The 21,853-nt window shown below is 61.7% G+C and carries 16 protein-coding genes and 1 pseudogene; 16 read left to right on the forward strand and 1 reads right to left on the reverse strand.

Translation table 11 applies throughout. From position 1 onward, the window contains the following. From trpS to Q0J81_RS06495, 5 genes are all read left to right on the forward strand, one after another. Positions 1 to 744 (forward strand): tryptophan--tRNA ligase (trpS, locus tag Q0J81_RS06475; protein WP_294446689.1); only part of this gene is annotated, 744 nt, incomplete at its 5' end. Between the two features lie 159 nt (positions 745 to 903). Next, on the forward strand, positions 904 to 2,037 hold the full coding sequence (locus tag Q0J81_RS06480; RefSeq protein WP_294446690.1) for an ABC transporter permease: 1,134 nt from the start codon (positions 904 to 906) through the stop codon (positions 2,035 to 2,037). Then, on the forward strand, positions 2,034 to 2,807 hold the full coding sequence (locus Q0J81_RS06485; protein ID WP_294446691.1) for an ATP-binding cassette domain-containing protein: 774 nt from the start codon (positions 2,034 to 2,036) through the stop codon (positions 2,805 to 2,807). The genes Q0J81_RS06480 and Q0J81_RS06485 overlap by 4 nt, the downstream gene beginning before the upstream one ends. Next, on the forward strand, positions 2,804 to 3,826 hold the full coding sequence (locus tag Q0J81_RS06490) for an MlaD family protein (RefSeq protein WP_294446692.1): 1,023 nt from the start codon (positions 2,804 to 2,806) through the stop codon (positions 3,824 to 3,826). The genes Q0J81_RS06485 and Q0J81_RS06490 overlap by 4 nt, the downstream gene beginning before the upstream one ends. Further along, positions 3,826 to 4,392 (forward strand): membrane integrity-associated transporter subunit PqiC, encoded by a 567-nt coding sequence (locus Q0J81_RS06495; protein WP_294446693.1) that lies wholly within the window; start codon positions 3,826 to 3,828, stop codon positions 4,390 to 4,392. The genes Q0J81_RS06490 and Q0J81_RS06495 overlap by 1 nt, the downstream gene beginning before the upstream one ends. Before the next feature lie 631 nt (positions 4,393 to 5,023). Here Q0J81_RS06495 and Q0J81_RS06500 read toward each other — a convergent pair. Further along, a complete protein-coding gene (locus Q0J81_RS06500; RefSeq protein WP_294446694.1) occupies positions 5,024 to 5,812 on the reverse strand; it encodes an amidohydrolase family protein in 789 nt (262 codons plus the stop codon). 415 nt (positions 5,813 to 6,227) lie between these two features. On the opposite strand from Q0J81_RS06500, the gene ftsH reads away from it, so the two are divergent. From ftsH to Q0J81_RS06555, 11 genes and pseudogenes are all read left to right on the forward strand, one after another. Further along, complete coding sequence (gene ftsH / locus Q0J81_RS06505) at positions 6,228 to 8,276, forward strand: ATP-dependent zinc metalloprotease FtsH (RefSeq protein WP_294446696.1); 2,049 nt, start codon at positions 6,228 to 6,230, stop codon at positions 8,274 to 8,276. Further along, complete coding sequence (gene folP, locus Q0J81_RS06510; RefSeq protein ID WP_294446697.1) at positions 8,277 to 9,179, forward strand: dihydropteroate synthase; 903 nt, start codon at positions 8,277 to 8,279, stop codon at positions 9,177 to 9,179. It begins immediately after the preceding gene. A 1-nt stretch (position 9,180) separates the two neighbouring features. Then, positions 9,181 to 9,930 (forward strand): diadenylate cyclase CdaA, encoded by a 750-nt coding sequence (cdaA, locus tag Q0J81_RS06515; protein ID WP_294446698.1) that lies wholly within the window; start codon positions 9,181 to 9,183, stop codon positions 9,928 to 9,930. After that, positions 9,914 to 11,206 (forward strand): CdaR family protein, encoded by a 1,293-nt coding sequence (locus tag Q0J81_RS06520; RefSeq protein WP_294446699.1) that lies wholly within the window; start codon positions 9,914 to 9,916, stop codon positions 11,204 to 11,206. Before cdaA ends, Q0J81_RS06520 begins: the two co-directional genes overlap by 17 nt. A gap of 2 nt (positions 11,207 to 11,208) precedes the next feature. Next, on the forward strand, positions 11,209 to 12,561 hold the full coding sequence (gene glmM, locus Q0J81_RS06525) for a phosphoglucosamine mutase (RefSeq protein ID WP_294446700.1): 1,353 nt from the start codon (positions 11,209 to 11,211) through the stop codon (positions 12,559 to 12,561). Positions 12,562 to 12,651: 90 nt separating this feature from the next. Next, positions 12,652 to 14,091, forward strand: a complete 1,440-nt coding sequence (gene rpoN / locus Q0J81_RS06530; RefSeq protein ID WP_294446701.1) for an RNA polymerase factor sigma-54 — start codon at positions 12,652 to 12,654, stop codon at positions 14,089 to 14,091. Between the two features lie 526 nt (positions 14,092 to 14,617). Then, positions 14,618 to 16,465: a DUF262 domain-containing protein gene (locus Q0J81_RS06535; protein ID WP_294446702.1), complete on the forward strand. Its 1,848-nt coding sequence runs from the start codon at positions 14,618 to 14,620 to the stop codon at positions 16,463 to 16,465. Then, on the forward strand, positions 16,462 to 18,903 hold the full coding sequence (locus Q0J81_RS06540) for a DUF262 domain-containing protein (RefSeq protein ID WP_294446704.1): 2,442 nt from the start codon (positions 16,462 to 16,464) through the stop codon (positions 18,901 to 18,903). Before Q0J81_RS06535 ends, Q0J81_RS06540 begins: the two co-directional genes overlap by 4 nt. Positions 18,904 to 19,307: 404 nt before the next feature. Next, positions 19,308 to 20,447 carry an ABC transporter substrate-binding protein gene (locus tag Q0J81_RS06545; protein WP_294446705.1) on the forward strand — a complete coding sequence of 380 codons (1,140 nt, stop codon included), beginning with the start codon at positions 19,308 to 19,310 and terminating at the stop codon, positions 20,445 to 20,447. Between the two features lie 181 nt (positions 20,448 to 20,628). Continuing rightward, the gene (locus Q0J81_RS06550; protein ID WP_294446706.1) at positions 20,629 to 21,522 is read left to right on the forward strand and encodes a branched-chain amino acid ABC transporter permease; all 894 of its coding nucleotides are present in this window, start codon (positions 20,629 to 20,631) and stop codon (positions 21,520 to 21,522) included. Continuing rightward, positions 21,522 to 21,853 (forward strand): annotated as a pseudogene (locus Q0J81_RS06555) (hypothetical protein); the annotation flags it as partial. The gene Q0J81_RS06550 and the pseudogene Q0J81_RS06555, both read left to right, overlap by 1 nt.

The raw sequence follows: 21,853 nt of genomic DNA on the forward strand, positions 1-21,853 counted from the left end.
CAGTCCGACATCAAGGAAACCGCGGAACTGCATCTTCTGCTTTCCATGATCACCCCGCTCGGCTGGCTGGAACGCTGCCCCACCTACAAGGAACAGCAGCAGCAGATCACCGACAAGGATCTCGGCAACTACGGCTTCCTCGGCTATCCCGTGCTCATGACGGCGGACATCATCCAGCACCGGCCGCACTGGGTTCCCGTGGGGCAGGATCAGCAGCCGCACCTTGAACTTGCCCGTGAAATCGTGCGTCGCTTCAACACCATGTACAACGCGGACGTGTTCCCCGAACCCGAGGCCAAGCTCACCCCCGCCGCCAAGTGCCCCGGTCTCGACGGTCGCAAGATGTCCAAAAGCTACGGCAACGGCATCTTCCTCCAGGATACCCTCGAAGAGCTCGAGCCCAAGATCAGGGGCATGTTCACCGACCCCGCCCGTCTGCGCAAGAGCGATCCCGGCAACCCCGACGTGTGCAACCTCTTCCCCTATCACGTGCTGCTCGCCGACAAGGCCACGCAGGACGAAGTGCGCGAAGCCTGCACCCACGCCACCATGGGCTGCGTGGCCTGCAAGAAGATCTTCATGAAGAACCTGCAGAACTTCCTCGAGCCTCTGCATGAACGCCGCGAAGCCATTCTGGCAAAGCCCGGCCTTGTGCAGGAAATACTTGCGGAAGGCGGAAAAAAGGCCAGAATGTCCATAAACGCCACCATGGAACTGGTGCGCGCCGCCATGCATATGGACTAACCGTCCGCGCCGGAGCCTCCTTTTCCGGAAGGCCCGGCAACGCGCGCCTGCCGAAACGCGGCGCGCCCGTGCAACCGACAACAACGAAGGCGGGCGTTCCTGCCCCGGAGTGCGCATGCAAGCGCCTTCCCCGTGCCGGACGCCCGCCGGCGAGGAATCATGCAGCCTGCCTTCGACATACAACAGGAGCGGGATACGCTCATCGTCCGCGCCTCCGGCCCCTGGTCAAGGCAGGCTCTCACCTCCTCGCCCCTCGTGCCGGACGCCATGACCTCAAAGGCCATCGCCGCGCTCCGCGACGCAAAGACCGTGCGCTTTCTGGCAGACGACGTCACCGCCTGGGACAGCGTGCTCCTTTCCTCCTTCAACGCCGTAGCCCAGGCCGCGCGCGCCGCAGGTCTTGCCGTGGACACCTCCGCCCTGCCCGGCGGCATGGGCCCCATGCTCGACATGGCCCTTGCCGTGCCCCCCGGAAACGGCGGCAGCCGAAAGGAAGAACCCGGCTTTCTCGAAACCATAGGCGAAAAGACCCTCGCCTGGCCCGGCATAACGAAAAACGTGGTGGACTTCGTGGGCGACGTCGCCATGAGCATGGCGCGCTTCTTTTCCGGCCGCGCCTCATGCAGTCCGCGCGATACCTGGAACGTCTTTCGGGAATGCGGCGTGGATGCCCTGCCCATCGTCACCCTCACGAGCCTTCTGCTCGGCCTCATTCTCGCCTTCGTGAGCTCCATGCAGCTCAAGCTCTTCGGCGCGGAAATCTACGTAGCCTCCCTTGTGGGCGTGTCCATGGTGCGCGTCATGGGCCCGGTGCTCACCGGCATCGTGCTCTCGGGCCGCACGGGCGCGTCGTTTGCCGCCGTCATCGGCAGCATGCAGGTCAACGAGGAAGTGGACGCGCTCACCGGCTTCGGCATCTCCCCCACCGACTTTCTCGTGCTGCCCCGCGTTCTGGGGCTTGCCGTCATGACGCCGCTGCTCACCCTTTACGCCGACGTGGCGGGCATTGCGGGCGGCTTTCTCGTGGGCGTGCTCATGCTCGACATCTCCCCCGCCGCCTACATAGGCAACACCCTCCAGTTCATGAAGCTCGGCTACGTGTGGACCGGCCTTCTGCACGCCTTCGTGTTCGGCTTCATCATTTCCCTGTGCGGCTGCTATCAGGGCATGCGCTGCGGCCGCAACGCCTCGGCCGTGGGCCGGGCCACCACCGCCGCCGTGGTCAATTCCATCGTGGGCATCATCGTCGCCACGTCCGTCATCACCATCATCCTCACGGTGCTCGACCTATGATTCCTGCAAACAGCGCCGTCTCCACCCGCGACGTCACCGTGGCCTACGGTTCCCGCGTCATTCAGAGCGGCCTCACCTTCACCATCGAAAAGGGCGACATCTTCATCATCATGGGCGGCTCAGGCTGCGGCAAGAGCTCCCTTCTGCGCGTGCTCATGGGGCTCACGCCTCCGGCAAAAGGCTCCGTGTTCTACGGCAAAACCGACTTCTGGAACGCTCCAGAAAAAGAACGGGAAGCCATCATGCGCAGAACAGGCGTCATGTTTCAGAGCGGCGCGCTGTGGACCTCGCGCACGCTCGCCGAAAACGTGGCCCTGCCCCTTGAATATTACACCGACCTTTCCCCCCGCGACATACGCGCCATAGCCTCGTTCAAGCTCTCCCTCGTGGGACTCGCGGGCTTTGAAGACTTTTACCCCTCGGAAATAAGCGGCGGCATGAAAAAACGCGCCGGTCTCGCCCGCGCCCTCGCCCTCGACCCCGAGGTGGTCTACTTCGACGAACCTTCCGCAGGCCTCGATCCCGTGAGCGCCGCCAGGCTCGATGAGCTCATCCTTCAGCTCCGGGACACGCTGGGCATGACCGTGGTCGTCGTTACCCACGAGCTCGCCAGCATCTTCGCCATCGCCAGCAACTCCGTGTTTCTGGACGCCAAAACCAAAACCATGACCGCAAGCGGCGACCCCCACGAGCTGCTCAGGCACGGGCCGGACGAGGTGGTGGAATTTCTTACGCGCGGCAAAGGCCGCGACCGCGGAGAAAACCAATGACGGAACGCAGTACCAAAACTTTCATAGGAGCCTTCGTCCTCGGCGCCATCGCCCTGCTCGTCGGACTCATTCTTCTCCTGGGTTCGGGATCTCTCGGCAACAGAAATCCCACCTTCGTCCTGTATTTCAACACGTCCCTCAAGGGCCTCATTCAGGGCTCTCCCGTGTACTTCAAGGGCATACGCATAGGAAAGGTAACGTCCATACAGATACGCCCGGAACTCGGCACGGCCAAGTTCTATACCCCCGTCATCATTGAGATAGAACGCGACAAGGCCATGGCTCTGCTCGAAGACGGCAGCGAAAAGGACCTTTTCGACAATCCCGCCATCATGGACAGGCTCATTGAAGCGGGTCTTCGCGGCAAGCTCGGCATCACCAGCATTCTCACCGGGCAGCTCTGCGTCGAACTCGACATCGTGCGCAACGCCGAGCCCGTGAACCCGGCTTCTCTCGAACCCTACAAGGACTCGCCCCAGATTCCCACGCAGCTCTCATCCCTCGACGCCGCCCTCAACACCCTCGAGGACATGCCCGTGCAGGAAATCCTGCTCGACGTCATGGGCAGTCTGAAAAGCCTCAGCGAACAGGTGCGCGAGATCGACGCCTCGGGACTTGTGGCCAGCCTGAGAGACACGAGCGACGCCATACGCGAAGAAGTGCGCGCCTTCGGCTCCCTGCGCGCCGATGCCGGAAACACCCTCGGCGTCTATTCCACCCTCGCTTCCTCCGTACAGAAGGACGTGCACGCCACGCTCAAAAGCGTAAACGACACCCTGAAGAGCATTTCGTCCCTCGCCGCCACTTCCAAAGGCGCGGTGACCGAAGCCGAAGGCGCCATGAAGAGCCTGCGCCGTACCGCCGATACCGCGGGCAGCCTGTTCAGCGAAGATTCCGCCCCCGTGCTGGAATTCAGCCAGACCATGCTTTCCCTGCACAGAGCCGCCCAGGCGCTCTCGGAACTCGCCACGCTCCTGGAAATCAAGCCCAACGCCCTCATATTCGGAAGGAACAACTGATGAAAGCCCTCATCTCCGCCCTCGCTCTCGCTCTCGCCGTGACCGGCTGCACGCTGCCCGCACAGCTCAAGTCCTCCCCTTCCGTGCGCTACTACGTGCTCTTCTCCCCCCTGCCCTCAAGCTCCACCACGGAAAGCGCAGGCATAGGCGTGCTGCCCGTCACCCTGCCCGGCTACCTCTCAAGACAGCAGATAGTCCTGCGCGACGCCGACGGCGTGAGCATCACCATCAACGAATACGACCGCTGGGGCGAAGGCCTCGGTCAGGGCATATCCCGCGTGCTCTGCGACTCCCTCGCCGTGCGCGGCATATCCGCTCTGCCGCTGCGCACCGGCGCCAAGGTCGATACCAAACTCATGCTCGACGTCCGCAGACTCGACGGCCCCCTCAATGGCGACGTCACGCTCGACGTCGTCTGGAGGCTCCAGCGCGACGGCGACGTGCTCATGTCCGCCCACTTCGTCACGTCCCGCCCCGCAGGCGACACCATAGAGTCCATGGTCGAAGCCGAGTCCCTCCTCATCCGGGACCTCGCCGACAGCATCGCCCGGACCTTACGCCGGTAAAAAGACAGAAAAAACAGAAAAGGCAGCGGGGGAAATGATTTCCCCCGCGCCCCCTCGTTGCTGTCGTCAGGCTTCGCCTGCCGACAGACGAGAGGCACAAAAGATTCACGCCCGGCATCTGCCGTGCGTGATTTTTTTCATGTGCGGCAAAAGGCTGCGCCATGAAGAAACACTGTCATGAATGACAAATTGTTATGCTGCCGATAGCAATAAAATAAAAAGGAAGCCGCTGAATACGCAGGCTTCCTTTTATCAGGGATTCCGAAGAATCGCCGCCCTTCTAAAACACCCCCTGATCCTTCCTTGTTCATATTGATTCCGGCACAGGCCGGAATCCATGTCCGCCACCGCAGACGGGTCCGACAGGACACGCCTGCACTGCGTCCGCAGACAAAACGGCGCAGGCCGGAACGTTCCGGCCCCGCGGCCCCTGTCTTTCCAGATTTACGCCCTTCTTCGGCAACGCCCTTTGCCTGCCTGACGCCCGCCGCGGCAACGCCGCAAGGCGGAATCAGGGGGGGCAGCCGTTGGCGCGCAGCGCCTTACGGATGGCGACAGCAGCGCTATCATTTTCCCCGCCGGGGTCCGGGGCGGTGCCCCGCGCCTCCGGTCTGTCCCTTCCTCTTCTCTTCTATCCGAAAAGCAGATGGGTGCCGTTGGTGAGGATTTCGTCGATTTCGCTGTCGGAGAAACGGGTACGGCGCTGGAGGGCGTCGATTTCGTCCTGCGGGTCCATGATAGGGTAATCGGTACCGAAGACGAGGCGGTCTCTGGGGTGCTTTTTCAAAATGGCCCTGAGCACGTCGTCGGAGATTTCCTTCATGCATGAGGAAGTATCCATCCACACGTCGCGTCCGGCAAGGGCGTCCATGGCATATGACCACTGACGGAAGCCGCCAAGGTGCGCGGCCACGACGTTGAGGTGAGGAAAGGCGTCGAGAATGGCGGCCATCTTGTAGGGACAGGAGGGGTTTTTGTCCGGCGGGAGGCTGTCGCCTATGTGAATGAGAAAAATGAAGTCCTTCTGCGCCTCCTCGAAAATGGGCAGAAGGCGCGGGTCGTTGAGCCAGAAGTGCTGGAAATCGGGGTGGAGCTTTATGCCGTGCACGCCCATGGCGCGCAGCCAGTCGAGCTGAGCCTTCCAGTCCTCGCAGTCGGGATGTATGGAGCCGAAGGCGGTGATGCGCGGGTAGTTGTGCTGCAGATAGCCCGCGTAGGCATTGCAGGGGCGCACCTGCAGAGCGCTCGTGGCCGCACACAGGGCCACGCAGTGATCTATGCCGGCCCTGCCCGCGCGCAGGAGGAGATCATCGGGCGTGCCCTTGCAGCGGCAGAACAGCTTGTAGTGTTCCGCGAGCTTCAGTTTTGCCTTTTCAGCAATGCGGGGATGAAAGACGTGAGTATGACAGTCGACAAACATGGTGCGTGAACCTTCTCTGTGAGCCGCGGGGCTGCCCCCGGGAAAACGGGCGGAACACTCTTCGACCGGCACTTCGGCAGACGGCACAAAAAAAGAGCGTGCGCGCAGCGCGTCCCTGCCGCCCGCCTGCGGATGCTAGCCCAGGGCCCGCGCTCTGGCAAGGGCGGGAACGGAAGGCGGGAGAGAAAAAATTCATTTCAATTCGGCATGATTCTTGCAGAAAAAAGCCTCCCGACCGGAAAAAGAGCCCCCGGCATCATTGTCAAAGTCGGCATCTGGCATTACAAATATAAAAAAACGACAGGGGCGGCGCACCGCCGCCTGCGGAGCCTGTCGTTTCACCTGTGGCAGCCCGGCAAGCCGGGCCCTCTCCGTCACTTTGAGTGAGTCATCATAAGCAGCCACGGAGGCAGCTTTGAACCAGTTTTCCCGCAATATTCTGCTGTGGAGCATCATAGCCGTTGCCATGGTCTCCCTGTTCAGTCTGTTCAACGAGAACGGCGGAAGCCCGCAGAACTCCGCCGCCTACAGCACCTTTCTCGCTCAGGTCGAAAGCGGGGAAGTGAGCCGCGTCGTCATTGAGGACCGCAACATCAACGTAGTCACCACCGACGGCCGCAGCTACTCCACCTATGCTCCCAACGACCCCAACCTCGTTCAGGAACTCAAGAACAAGAACGTCATCATCGACGTGAAGAAGCCCGAGGAAACGCCGCTTGCCATGTCGGTGTTCATTTCCTGGTTCCCCATGCTTCTGCTCATCGGCGTATGGATATTCTTCGCCAGGCAGATGCAGGGCGGCGGCGGAAAGGCCATGTCCTTCGGCCGCTCCCGCGCCAGAATGCAGGATCAGAACCAGGTGGGCAAAGTGACGTTCGCCGACGTGGCGGGCGTGGACGAAGCCAAGGAAGAACTTGCCGAAGTTGTGGAATTTCTTTCCAATCCCCGCAAGTTCACGCGTCTTGGCGGCCGCATTCCCAAGGGCGTGCTGCTCGTCGGCCCTCCCGGAACCGGCAAGACCCTGCTGGCCCGTGCCGTGGCCGGCGAGGCGGGCGTTCCCTTCTTCTCCATTTCCGGTTCGGACTTCGTGGAAATGTTCGTGGGCGTGGGCGCCTCGCGCGTGCGCGATCTTTTCGCGCAGGGCAAGAAGAACGCTCCCTGCCTCATCTTCATCGACGAAATCGACGCCGTGGGCCGTCAGCGCGGCGCGGGTCTCGGCGGCGGTCACGACGAACGCGAGCAGACGCTGAACCAGATGCTCGTGGAAATGGACGGCTTTGAATCCAACGAGGGCGTCATTCTCATCGCGGCCACCAACCGTCCCGACGTGCTCGATCCCGCACTGCTGCGTCCCGGCCGCTTCGACCGTCAGGTGGTGGTTTCCACGCCCGACGTGCGCGGCAGAGAGCAGATTCTTGAAGTGCACACCCGCCGCACGCCCCTTGCCAGGGACGTCGACCTTACCGTCATCGCCAAGGGCACGCCCGGCTTCTCCGGCGCCGACCTTGAGAACCTCGTCAACGAAGCCGCGCTTCAGGCCGCCAAGCTCAACAAGGACCGCCTGAACATGTCCGACTTTGAATACGCCAAGGACAAGGTCCTCATGGGCAAGGAACGCCGCAGCCTCATTCTGAGCGACGAGGAAAAGAAGATCACCGCCTACCACGAAGGCGGCCACGCGCTCGCGGCCAAGCTTCTGCCCGGCACCGATCCCGTGCACAAGGTGTCCATCATTCCCCGCGGCCGCGCCATGGGCGTGACCATGCAGCTTCCCGACGAAGACCGTCACGGCTACTCCCGCAACTTCCTGCGCAACAACCTCGTGGTGCTGCTCGGCGGCCGCGTGGCCGAAGAGATCATCATGGGCGACATCACCACCGGCGCGGGCAACGACATTGAACGCGCCTCCAAGATGGCCCGCAAGATGGTGTGCGAATGGGGCATGAGCGACAAGATCGGCCCGCAGACCGTGGGCGAACATGAAGAGGAAGTCTTCCTCGGCCGCGAATGGGGCCATACCCGCTCCGTGAGCGACGACATGGCCCGTCTGGTGGACAGCGAAGTGAAGGCCCTCATCGACGAGGCCCGCGAGCGCTGCCGCACCCTGCTCACCGAACACATCGACATGCTGCACGCCATTGCCCATGCCCTGCTGGAGCGGGAAACCATTTCCGGCGAGGACATCGACATGCTCATGCGGGGCGAAAAGCTGCCTCCCTTTCAGCTCGACGGCCAGAACGCGGGCGAGTTTCACCTCGAGGAAGACCATTCCGACGCCTCCGGCGCCGAAGCGGACAACGCCGGAGCCGGGAACCCGGAGAACGGCGCGGCCCGTGACGGCGGCGCAGGACAGAACAACGACACGACGCCCCCTGCGCAGACCTCTGCCGCAAAGGACGCGGAACAAACCGTGAACGGAGATTCCGCCTCCGCAGGAGAAGGAACCGACAGGGGAGAGAAATAAATGGAAAAAACGGTGGTCTGGATGCTTCGAAACGGGGCATTCAGCCCTGTTTCCACCGAAAAACAGGGCGGCACGCCGTCACGCTTCACCTTGTGGGGCGTGGTGAACGTAACGCCCGACTCCTTTTTCGACGGAGGCAGGCACCCTTCCTTTGAAAGCGCGTTTTCCCACGCGAGACGCCTCGCCGCAGACGGAGCCAGAGTGCTCGATCTCGGCGGGGCTTCCTCGCGTCCCGGCGCGCAGGACGTTCCTTCCGACGACGAGATGCGGCGCGTGCTGCCGCTCGTGCGCGCCCTTTCCGAGGGCCGCGGACGCCGCATTCCGCCGGACACGCTCCTTTCCGTGGACACCTGGCGCACCGACGTGGCCGCAGCCGTGCTCGAGGCCGGCGCGGACATCATCAACGACATTTCGGCCGGTCTGTGGGAACCGGCCATGACCGACGTGCTCGCCCAGTACCGCCCCGGCTACGTGCTCATGCACTGCCGCCCGGGCATGCGGCCCGGCACCATGCAGAAGGATCCCCACTACGGCAACGTGGTGGACGAGGTGATGGCCTTTCTTGAGGCGCGCATGACCGCGCTCGTCAAGGCCGGTCTGCCCGAAGAGAACATCATTCTCGATCCGGGCATCGGCTTCGGCAAGACGGCGGAGCACAACTGCGCCCTGCTCTCCTCCATGGAAAGGCTGCTTTCCCTCGGCCGTCCCGTGCTGCTCGGCGTGTCCAACAAGAGCCTCTTCGGCGAGATTCTGGGGCTTGACGTCACAAGGCGCATAGAGGCCACGAGCGTGTGCACCGCCCTTCTGGCCTCGCGCGGCGTGACCCATCACCGCGTGCACGACGTGGCTTCGGCCAGGCGCGCCCTCACGCTCGCAGAACACTTCACCCCCTGGAAAGACTGACATGTTCGCACTGGGACAGTTGACATTCGGCTGGCGGGACCTGCTGGACATTCTCATTGTGGCCATTCTGTGCTACTACGGCATCCGCTTCGTGCGGGGCACGCGCGCCATGGCCGCACTGAACGGTCTGCTCTTTCTGCTCGTCCTGTACGCGGCCGCGCAGTTCCTCGGCCTGTTCACGCTGGTGTGGCTGCTTCAGAACGTGTTCAGCTCGCTGTTTCTCGTGGTGGTCATTCTGTTCCATCAGGACATACGTCAGGCCCTTTCCAACATGAACTTCCGCTATCTTTTCCGGCGCAAGGGCAACGTGCGCACGGAAATGATCAGCACCGTGAGCCGCACGGCCTGCGCGCTCGCCGCCCGCCGCATAGGCGCCATCATCGTCATTGAGCGCAACGTGGCCCTCGGCGACATGACGGAAAAAGGCGTGACCATAGACGCCGTGGTCTCCCAGGACCTTCTGGCCACCATCTTCTTTCCCAACACGGCGCTGCACGACGGCGCCGTCATCATCGGCCACAACGACCGCATCACGGCGGCCGGCTGCGTGCTGCCTCTCGCCAACGTGGCCCGGCAGCACTTCGGCACCCGGCACAGGGCGGCCATCGGCATCACCGAGGTGAGCGACGCCATTTCCATCGTGGTGTCGGAAGAACGCGGAGAAGTGACCCTAGCCCAGGACGGACACCTCTCCAACCCCCTGAACCAAGAACGCCTGGAACGGATACTGGCCAATGTCCTCAATCAGTAACAGCCGCCTGCAGACCGTTCTTTCCGTGCTGCTCTCCCTCGTCATCGCGACGGGACTGTGGTATCTCGTCGTAGGCCGCGACCACGTGGAAACGCAGGTGGAACTGCGCGTGGAATATCGTGGGCTGCCCGAGGGACTGATCATTCGCGAAGGCATGGTCAATCACATTTCCGTGCGTCTGAGAGGCTCTGCCGAGCTTCTGCGCAATCTCCATTCCCGCGACCTCGTGTACACCGTGGATCTTTCCGGCGTGCAGCGGGGAGCCACGGCCCTGCCCCTTGCCGTGGACTCCATACCCGACTTCAAGGCCTTTGAAATTCTGGAAATCATGCCGAGTCGTCTCGTGCTTGAGGCCGACGCGCTCACCGAACGCGTGGTTCCCCTTGAAAACAAGATGCTGCCTCTGCCCGCAGATTCTCCGTACCTCATTTCCCACGCCATTCTCGAGCCTTCGTTCGTCACGGTGAAGGGGCCGGAAACGCAGGTCAACTCCCTCGACCGGCTCATCGTGGTGTACGACCCCACCAAGAACGCCAGCGAAGGCCCGCACGAGGCCAACGTGGCCATCGTGGCCCCGCCGCAGGTGGAAATAACCCCGCCCGTCACCACGCTGCGCTACTCTCTGGACCTCAAGACGAAGGAAGTCACCCTCACCCGCGACATCCAGCTCGACAACGAGGACGAAGGCTTCAGCGTGCGGCCCGACTCGGCCGAAGTGGAAATCTCCGTACCCGAAGCTCTGGTGGAAGACCGCGACTACCTCGACGCCGTGCGCGTCATCGTGCGCCAGCCCTCCAACTTCATGCCCGGCGACAGCGCCGAGGTCACGCCCATAGTCATGCTGCCCTCGGGCTCCGGCCTCATTTCCATCGATCCGTCCACGGTCATGCTCTACAGCCGCACGGACATCGACCCCGAAAACCGCGCCTGGGCCCCGGCGGAAAGCATATTCTCGCTGCCCTCCAGCAACTTCGGCATGAAGCTGCCCGCGCAGCGCGTGTCCGGCAACTTCTCGCTGAGCGACATCAACGTGCCTGCCGCATCCCTGCCGCAGCCCAACGATCTCAAGGTTCCGCCCGCGCTCTCCGGCGACGAGCCGCAGAAGAAAAGCGCTCCCGCCCCGAACGCGGCTGCCGCCGCCACGGCGCCGAAGAGCGCCGCCCGGCCTGCCGCCGCAGCTGCCGCAGCAACGCCCGACAGCGCGAAAAGCGCCGCCTCCGCTCCGAAGGAAGCGCCGTCTTCCTCCGAAGCCGCACCTCAGGAAACACAGGATTAGCCATGTCTGAACGTCTTTTTGGAACCGACGGCCTGCGCGGCCGGGTCAACACCTATCCTCTCACGGCCGAAATGGCCCTGCGCCTCGGCCTTGCCGCAGGCACCGTGTTCCGTTCCGACGAATGCCGCCGCAAGGTCATCATCGGCAAGGACACGCGTCTTTCCGGCTACATGTTCGAGTCTGCGCTCACCGCGGGCCTGTGCGCCTCCGGCATGGACGTGTATCAGGTCGGGCCGCTGCCCACGCCCGCCATCGCCTTCCTCACCCGCAACATGCGCGCCGACTTCGGCGTGGTCATTTCCGCCTCGCACAATCCCTACCACGACAACGGCATCAAGTTCTTCGACCGCGAGGGCTTCAAGCTGCCCGACGAGGTGGAGGACAAAATGTCCGAGCTCATCCTCGACAAGGACTATGAATGGGACTACCCCGCCTCCAACAAGGTGGGACGCGCCTACCGCATCGTGGACGCCTCGGGCCGCTACATCGTCTACCTTAAAAGCAGCTTTCCCCAGCAGCTCACTCTCGACGGGCTGCGCGTGGTCATCGACTGCGCCAACGGCGCCAACTACAAGGTGGCTCCGCTCGCTCTCGAAGAGCTCGGCGCGGAAGTGTTCCGCCTCGGCACGTCGCCCGACGGTCTGAACATCAACTATCAGTGCGGATCGCTCCACCCCGAGAACCTGCAGGCCAAGGTGCGCGAAGTGCGCGCCGACGTGGGCCTCGCCCTCGACGGCGACGCCGACCGCCTGCTCGTGGTGGACGAAAAGGGCCGCCTGCTCGACGGCGACCAGATCATGGCCATCTGCGCCGACGACCTCATGAAGAAGGGCAAGCTCAACAACAACCTGCTCGTGGGCACCGTCATGAGCAACATGGCGCTTGAAGTGTTCATGAAGGAACGCGGCGGGCAGCTTCTGCGCACCAAGGTGGGCGACCGCTACGTCATCGAGGCCATGCGTCAGCACAACGCCATGCTCGGCGGCGAACAGTCCGGTCATCTCATCTTCCGCGAATACGGCACCACCGGCGACGGTCTGCTGGCCGCGCTTCAGATCCTGCGCATCATGCGCGAGAGCGGACGCCCGCTCTCCGAGCTTGCCGACCGCCTGAAGCTCTATCCGCAGAAGCTCGTCAACGTAAAGATTTCCCGCAAAGTGCCCTTTGAACAGTGCGAAAAGCTCATGGCTGCCCAGAAGGAAGTCGAGGAAACTCTCGGCTCCCGCGGCCGCGTGCTCCTGCGCTACTCCGGCACCGAAAACCTCTGCCGCGTCATGGTCGAGGGGCAGGACGAAGATTTCGTCCGCCGTGCCGCCCGCCGTCTGGCCGACGTGGCCGCCGAAGAACTCCGCTAATTCTCTGCCGCGGCACGGGCCCATGCTCCCGTGCCGCGGCCCGTTTTTGTCTCATGCACGACGCACTCGAAACCGCCGCGAGGGTATATCATGGCTTTTGAAATACGACAGCAGTTCAAACTGAGCCAGCAGCTCCACATGACGCCCATGCTCAAGCAGGCCATTTCCCTGCTTCTGTACTCCCGTCAGGAACTGGTGGAGGCGGTGCACAAGGAACTGCTGGAAAATCCTTTTCTCGAAGAGCGCGAAGCCGAACCCGGGCCCGCCGCTCAGGAAGCCGCCGACAGCACGCGCACGAGCCGCGAACAGGACAGCCCCTGGCCGCAGGAGGAAGTGGCCCGCAGCGCGGAATGGGAAGAGTATCTGGGTGAGTTCTCCAGCCAGTCGCGCGTGGCCCAGCAGGAATACGAGGCCGCGGAGGAGGACGGCAACCCGCTGGAAGCCTGCCATTCCGCCGAACCCAATCTGGAAGCGCACCTCATGGGACAGCTTCTGCTCTCTCCTCTCAGCGAAAGGCAGAAGTCCATTGGCGAATGCATCATCGGCAACCTCGACGAAACCGGCTACCTCACCGCCACGGACGAGGAAATAGCCTCCCTCGCGGGCGTGGACGCCTCGGAAGTGCCGCCCGTGCTCTCCGCCGTACAGAACTTCGATCCCGTGGGCGTGGCCGCGCGCACTCTTTCCGAATGTCTGCTCATCCAGCTTCGCGCCCGCCACGACGACCGCGACCCCATACTCGTGAGCCTCGTGAGCGAGCACCTCGAAGACCTCGAAAAGCAGCGCTATAAGCCGCTCATGCGCCATTTCCACATCGACCTCGACACCCTGAAGGAATACATAGCCATCATTCAGGGCCTCGACCCCCGCCCCGGCGGGAGCCTCGGCAGCGGCGCGCCCTGCTACGTCAGCCCCGACATCTTCGTGCGCAAGGTGAACGGCGAGTTCGTCATTCTCATGAACGACGAAGACCTGCCCCATCTGCAGCTCTCCCCGCTCTCCGAGGAACTGGCCTCGCAGAACCGCTCCAGCGAGGAAAAGGACTACATGAACGACCGCCTGCGCTCCGCAGTGTGGATCATACGCAGCCTCGAGGAACGCCAGCGCACCCTGTATCAGGTGATGGAAAGCATCGTGAAGCATCAGCACGACTTCTTCGAGTACGGCGTCTACAAGCTCAAGCCCCTGGTGCTCAAGGACATCGCCGAGGACATAGGCCGCAGCGAGTCCAGCATCAGCCGCATCACCACCAACAAGTACGTGGGCACGCCGCACGGCATCTTCGAGCTCAAGTACTTCTTCAACAGCGCACTCGCCTCCAGCGACGGCAGTCAGGTGGGCTCCGAAAGCGTGAAGGCTCGCATACGCGCCCTCATCGACGGCGAAGATCACGCCCATCCGCTCTCCGACGAGGACATCAGCGCCCGCCTCAACGAAGGCCTCGGCGTGAAAATCGCCCGCCGTACCGTGGCCAAGTACCGCGAAGAACTCGGCATCCCTTCATCGTCAAGAAGAAAGAAGCATTTATAAAGGTCGGGGGACGGCAGAAACGTCAGGGATGTTGCCCCGCCTCCGTCGCGGGGACGTGATTTTGCCACGCCCCCTGATTCGCCTCCCGGCTCCGCCGGTCCGGCACTCCGGACAACGAACGACGCGCGCCTTCCGAGCTTCGGCACGAAAGGCGCGTTTTTCTATGCCTGCCTCAGAAAAAACGCCGCCGTAAAGGAAAAGCCCCGGTGAAACGGCCGTGCCCCGTCGCCCTGCCCGGCGACCAGCCTTTGCCGCCGTGCCCGAACCGTCAGGCATCCGACGCCCGCACGCTTTTTCCTGCCGGGCCGCATGGCCTCACCCATTAAAACATTCTGGGAACATGGCCGGGCTCGCGGAGAAGGGAAAAAACTTTTTCAAAAGAAGCGTCTGTTTCCCCGCAATCGCCGGGATTTCTCCTTGCTCCGCACAAGGGCCTTGAACCTGCGCTGCCCCGGTGCTAGCCTCCAAGGGTTCGTCGCCTTTCCCGGACATCGTGCCGTCATCCGCCCTTTCAAGGAACGCCCGCATGGACAACGCCGTTCTGTCGCTCGAAGAATCCCTGAAACATAAAACGTTCGTCGTCAAAAGCTATCAGCGCGGCTACCGCTGGACCAAAACGCAGGTGGACGCCCTTTTGAAAGACATTGCGGACTTTGCCAAAAACGGCAAAGAACACGACTCCTGCTTTCTTCAGCCCGTCATCGTCAAAAGCCTGAAACAAGAAGACGATTCCGAGAGCTGGGAACTCATCGACGGGCAGCAGAGGCTCACGACCATATTCCTCATGGATGCCGTGCTCTGCCGCGCCCTGAACAGAACCAGCGCCCTTTCCTTCAAACTGCGCTACGAGAACCGGGAAAAAAGCGGCGAATTTCTGCACCGTCTTGCCCTGGAACCGGACTGGGCGGAAAGCGCGGAGGGGCAAAAGGAAGCCGGGAAAAACCCCGATTTTCATGCCATGGCCCTCGCCTGCCGGAGGGTGACGGCCTTCTTTCGCGAACATGCGCCGGACGCAGCGCTGTATGAAACGTTCTCCCGGCGCGTCCGCGTGCTCTGGTACGACGTGACGGAAGAGGAAGGAAGCGCGGAGCAGCGCTTCGCCCGCCTGAACATGGGCTGCATTCCCCTGACCGGCGCGGAACTCTGCCGGGCGCTTCTCATCAGCCGCGCGGGACGCGAACGCGAAAGCCCGGGCAGCGAAGAGGGCCGCCCCGCCGGACTTTTTGCCGATCGAACTCAAATTCTGCTCGGCAGCCTGTGGGACGACATGGAACGCTCGCTGCACGATCCCTCGTTCCGGGACTTTCTCGGCATGGACAACGACGATTCCGGCGCTCCCTGCATGGGCTTTCTTCTGGATATCGTCACGGGACGGCCGCAGCGCGATCCCGACGATCACTTTTCCTTCCGTGTCATGAGCCAACGACTGGAACAGGGCGAAAGCGCCCGCAGCATTTGGCAGGACGTGGTTCTGAGCTGGCAGCATCTGCGCTGCTGGCACGAAGACAATAACCTCTATCACTGGACAGGCTGCCTCATCAGCGAAGCGGTCAGGCACGGCAGAGCCGCCTTCTGCCTGCAAAAGCTGCTTGCTCTGGCGCGGGAAAACAGAAAGTCGGTCTTCAAGAAAAAGCTGTTTGAAGAAATACGGACGGTCATGTTCGACGGCGATGAACTTCCTGATCTGCAATCGCTGCGCTACCACAGAAACTACGATCTCATTTGCCGTCTGCTCTTTCTCTTCAACGTCGAGCTCTCGCGCGAAAAGGGGCGACGCTTTCCCTTCGGAGAACATCGGCGGCAACGCTGGAGTCTGGAACACGTTCAGGCGCAGAACGTCGAGAGTCTCGCGAACGTACGGGATCAGAGAATCTGGGTGGCGGACCACCGTGACGCATTGCGCCAGATGTCTCCGGACGCGCTGCCGGATGATGAAAGACGGATGGGCAACGACGAATTCATGGAGAAAAAATGTGTGCTTGCGGCATCCTGCTCGGCCTTTCTGAATAAAGACGACGAGAAAGCCATGGAGGACTTCGACGCCCTGTATAACGCCGTTCTGCAGTTCATGCACAGCGTTTCCGGCGTCAGCGACGAACGCACGCACACGCTGGGGAATCTCGCGCTTCTGGACGGCGGAAGCAATTCCAGCCTGAACAACGCCATTTTTGCCGTCAAACGGACAAGGCTGCTCAACATGATGCGGCAGGGAACCTATGTGCCTCTCGGCACCGCAGCCGTATTCCTGCGCGCCTTCACCCGGCAACACGTTGTCTCGCCCTTCTGGACCGACCGGGACATGGACGACTATGAACGGGAAATCGAGAGAACGCTCAGCGTCTTTTGCGAGTCTCAGCAAGGGAACAAAGCATGAACAGCATGACATTTCTCCAATTAATCCAAAAGTATGAAGTTATCATTCCCGTCATTCAGCGCGACTATGCACAAGGCAGGAACGACGTCCACAGCGTTCGGGTGCGGCGTGACTTCGCGGCGGATCTGAAAAAGGCGCTGACTGAAAACACCCCCCTCATGCTCGACTTCATTTACGGGGAAGTCGAAGGCGGCATGTTTCTGCCCTTCGACGGTCAGCAGCGCCTGACCACGCTGTTTCTGCTGCACTGGTACGCCGCGGCCCGGGAAGAGACGATCGACCCGCGGCAGGACAACCTCGACGCTCTGCTCACGCGCTTCCGGTACGAGGTGCGGGAAAGCTCACAAGCCTTCTGCCGGGAGCTTGCGGAACATACCGACCTTCTCCGGCAAAACGTCTCCTGCTCCGAAAAGCCTTCTTCCCTCATCACGGACGAATGCTGGTTCAGCCCATGCTGGCTTTACGATTCCACCGTCACCGGCATGCTGACCATGCTCGACAGCATACACGCAGGCTTTTGCAACGTTGCCGGACTACGCGCGCGTCTCACCGCACAGGACTGCCCCGTCCGCTTCCGTTTCGCGCGTCTGAGCAGCCTCGGCAACAACGCCGACGACATCTTCATCACGATGAACGCCAGGGGAAAACCGCTCACGCCGTGGGAACACTTCAAGGCGCAGTTTCTGCCGTGGCTCAAGGCAACGTACCGGGATCGTGCCGACGCCATCGCCCGCAAGCTGGACAACGACTGGCTCGACGCCTTCTGGAGCGGCTTTCCCGTCGGAAACGACGACGAAAATCCGGCGGAAGCCACCGACGATCGACTTGCCCGCTTTTTCTCCTTTGCTGCGCGCGTGCTGCTTGCCCTGCCCGGTCCGGAACTGAAAAAAACGAAAGGCGACCTTTTTTCTCTCGTGAGCGCCGCCCTTTCCCCGGACAGACAGCAGCTCTGCCCGGCCTGCGACAATCTTGACCTTCTTGTGCGGATGCTGGACGGGCTGCATGAACGCATCCTCCCGGAAGGCAAAAGCTCAGCCGCTCTCTTTGCCGACCTCTTCATCAAAGGTTCCGACGACACGCTGCCCGTTCCGGGAAAAATCTCCCTCTTCAGCGGCGCTCTCGACGACAAGGCCGACCTTCTCCGTCTCTGCTGCGGAAAATACGGCGACATGATGATCTGGAAGGAACGGCTCATGCTCTTCGGCTGCCTCATGGCCATCGCCCTGAACGTTCCTGCGGACAAGGCGGGAAGACGGCTGCGCATTCTTCGCAATCTGCTGGAACAGCCTCCTTATGGCCATGTCAGAAATCCCGGCAGGCAGCTTCTGGACGTGCATGCCCTCATTGCCGACGGAACGGTTGCGGACGACAGTCAGTTCAACGCCTGGCAGATACGGGAAGAAAAGGCAAAGAATGCTCTTCGAAACGCCCATGAAGGCGACGCCGAGCTTCAAGACGCGCTGGACTATCTGGAGGACCATCCGCTTATGTGCGGAAGAGTGGCCGTGTTCTCCCGCGTAGAACAGGAAGAGCGCGAGCCGCCTGTGTTTGAACGGGAAAGCGTCGTAAGGGGCGCGCACTTTCTCCGTCTGGCCTTCGGACGGCGACGCATCTTCTACGACACGCTGCTGCGCTCTCTGCTGAGCTTCGGCGAATACGAGCCGCCCCGGCGCACGTTCTGTCTGGAACACGACGGCCCCCTCAGCAATCTGCGGAAATTTCTCTGCCCCGCTCCGGACGCCCCTGAGGAACGGGAACATTTCCTGCGCCTGCGGCACGGCATGGAACGACTGGCGAAGGAAAGTCAAAACGCGGACACGACGGAAAAGCTGGAGAGCGCTCTTTCTCTCGCCGCAGACCGCTGGCTGGACGAACGGCAGAAGCGGAGCGAACTGCCCTGGCGCTGGTACTTTGCCGGATACGCCGCCATGCGCCCGGACTTTCGCGCCGACGGTCTGCCCGAAAGCCGGCAGGGATACTACACCGGACTCGGAGGCGTGAGCCGGTTCAAGACCTTTGAATGGGTACAGCTGGAAAAGAAGACGTGCGGCGGGAAGCACTGGAATCCTTTTCTGCGTGCCGTGTTCGTCGCGGCGAGGAGGGAAGGCCTAAAGAATCTGACATGGGATGCGGATTCCCGGCCGTGCAGAATCCTCCTGCCCGGCGGCCTCTGCCTGACCATGAACGAATGTGCCTGGATTCTGTCCCCTGACGACGAAACAAAGGCTTCGGCCAAAGCCCGGCGGGCGACTCTTGAACGCCTGCGCGCCCTTCATCCCGGCATCGACGACGAAGGGTATCTCCCCGTGCCCGGCATGGATTCCGAAAACGGCGTGGACTACCGTCACATTCAGGGACATCAGTCCCGAAACTGCGACAGCACGGACCGCATAGCGCTCATTCTTCCCGTGCTGAAAACCCTCGACGCCTTGGCATGAGCCTTCTTCGCACCCCATTCCCGAAACGCAGAACTCCGGCAGAAATGACGACACGCGGGAAACGCCGAACGCCCCTGAACCCCGGGCAAAATCCACCGTTTCCACACAAAAAAACGCTTTGTGACCATTCTGAAAAAAAGGAACAATCATTTTCCACATTTTTGCGCTTTTGTAAACACAAAATTGGCAAACGCTCTTTTTCTTTTTTGGCGAACAAGAAAAATTCTTTTGGGGAAAACATATTCAACCTTTTGTATTTACTAAAAATACTTTCATATAATACAACCTTGGGCAACATTGCGCGGCATTTTCCCACTGCTTCACGATTGCACACAATCGTAAGATTCTATAGTATTCCCCCATATATTTCACACGAACCTGTGTTTCTCAATCGGAGGATCGTCATGAAACTTTCCCGTGTGTTCGCTTCTGTGGCCATGGCCGCCATGGCCTGCGGCCTCGCTTTTCCCGCTCAGGCCGCTGAGCCCGTCAAAATCGGCGTGTATCTGCCCCTGACCGGTCAGAACGCCTTCGGCGGACAGCTTGAGCTCGACGGCATCAAGCTCGCCCAGCAGGCCACTCCCAAGGTTCTCGGCCGCGATGTCGAGCTCGTCGTCGTGGACAACAAGTCCGACAAGGTCGAAGCCGCCAACGCCGTGAAGCGCCTCGTGGAACGCGACAAGGTTTCCGCCTACATAGGAACCTACGGTTCCTCCCTCGCCATGGCCGGCGGCGAAGTGGGCGAAAAGGCGGGCGTGCCCGGCGTGGGCACCTCCTGCACCAGCCCCCTCGTCACCCAGGGCAAGAAGTACTACTTCCGCGCCTGCTTCATCGACCCCTATCAGGGCGCTGCCGCCGCTTCCTACGCCTACAAGACCCTCGGCATGAAGAAGGCCGCCATTCTCATGGACGTGGCCAACGACTATTCCGTGGGCCTGTGCAGCTTCTTCAAGCGTTCCTACAAGAAGCTCGGCGGCGAAATCGTGGCCGACATGAAGTACAACTCCGGCGACCAGGACTTCACCGCCCAGCTCACCGAAATCATCAATCAGAAGCCTGACATCGTGTTCATGCCCGCCTACTTCGCCGAAGGCGCCATCATCATGAAGCAGGCCCGTGAACTCGGCGGCACCTTCGTCATGATGGGCGCCGACGCCATGGACAACCCCGACACCGTCAAGATCGGCGGCAAGGCCGTGGAAGGCTTCCTCCACACCACCTTCCCATATGACGTCAACATGCCCAACATGAGCCCCGCCGCCAAGGCCTTCACCGACGACTGGAAGGCCGCCTATCCCGACAAGGACCCCAACGTGAACTCCGCGCTCGGCTACGTCTGCTACAACCTCATCATCGACGCCATCACCCGCGCCGGTTCCGACGATCCCGAAGCCATCACCAAGGCCCTCGCCGAAACCAAGAACTTTGCCACGCCTCTCGGCACCCTGTCCATCAACGCCACCCATGACGCCGAACTGCCCGTCGGCATCATTCAGTACAAGGACGGCAAGCGCTCCTACATCGGCGAAGCCATCGCCGAATAAGGCTCTCCGACAATGAAAAAGGCCGGAGGTCTCCCCTCCGGCCTTTGCGCTCCCCGCGCCTTTCCTCGTCCCTCGCACATTCACAACGCCCCGTTCCGCCCATGGCCGGACAGGAGCATTTCCATGGAGCTTCGCCGTCCGTCCGTATCCTGGCGGCGTCGCGGCCGGAAAGGGTTCCCTCATGAGTCTGGAATTATTCCTCCAACACTTTTTCAACGCGCTGACGCTGGGTTCGCTCTACGGGCTCATTGCCATCGGCTACACCATGGTGTACGGCATTCTGCGTCTCATCAACTTCGCCCACGGCGACATCCTCATGCTCGGCGCGTACTTCGTCTTCTACGGCACGACGCTCTTCTGTCTGCCCTGGCCCGTAGCCGTGGTGGTGTCCATTTTGGGTTCCGCCGCTCTCGGCGTGCTCATGGACAAGATAGCCTATCGTCCCCTGCGCGACGCGCCCCGCATTTCCGCGCTCATCAGCGCCATCGCCGTTTCCTTCTTTCTTGAAAGTCTCGCCGTGGTGGTCTTCACCGGTCTCCCCCGTCCCGTGCATCAGCCGGAATGGCTCGTGAGCATCATAACCATCGGCGGCGCGCGCCTCATGCCCCTCACGCTGCTTGTGCCCGGCGTGACGGCCATTCTCGTGGCCGCGCTCCTTTATGTGGTCTACCACACCAAGCCCGGCCTCGCCATGCAGGCCATTTCCAAAGACATTGAAACCACGCGCATGCTCGGCGTGTCCGTGGACAAGATCATAGCCCTCACCTTCGCCATCGGCTCCGCCCTCGCCGCCGCTTCCGGCATCATGTGGGCCCTGCGCTATCCGCAGATCAACCCCTACATGGGCGTGTTCCCCGGCTTCAAGGCCTTCATCGCCGCCGTGTTCGGCGGCATCGGCTCCATTCAGGGCGCCGTCATAGGCGGCCTCCTGCTCGGCTTCATCGAAATCATGGCCGTCGCCTTCTTCCCGGAACTTTCCGGCTACCGCGACGCCTTCGCCTTCATTCTGCTGGTCGTTGTCCTTCTGGTGAAGCCCACCGGCCTGTTCGGTGAAAAACAGAAGGAGAAGATCTGATGCCCGCAGCCAACGCTTCTTCCAGAGCGCGCAACAACACCCTTACCGTTCTTGCGCTGGCTCTGCTCTTTCTCTTCCTCTGGTGGGCCGACGGCAGCATGGCCGAAGATACCGGCCTCACCTTCCTGCCCTCCCCCCTCAACGGTTATGAAGTCCAGATTCTGAACCTCGTGGCCGTGTACGGCATTCTCGCCATCTCCCTCAACATCATCTACGGCTTCACCGGCATGTTCTCCCTCGGGCACGCCGGATTCATGGCCATAGGCGCCTACGTCTCCGCCCTGTGCGTGCTCACCCCCGATCAGAAGGAAATGATGTGGATCATCGACGA

This window comes from uncultured Mailhella sp., assembly GCF_944324575.1.
Taxonomy (GTDB): domain Bacteria; phylum Desulfobacterota; class Desulfovibrionia; order Desulfovibrionales; family Desulfovibrionaceae; genus Mailhella.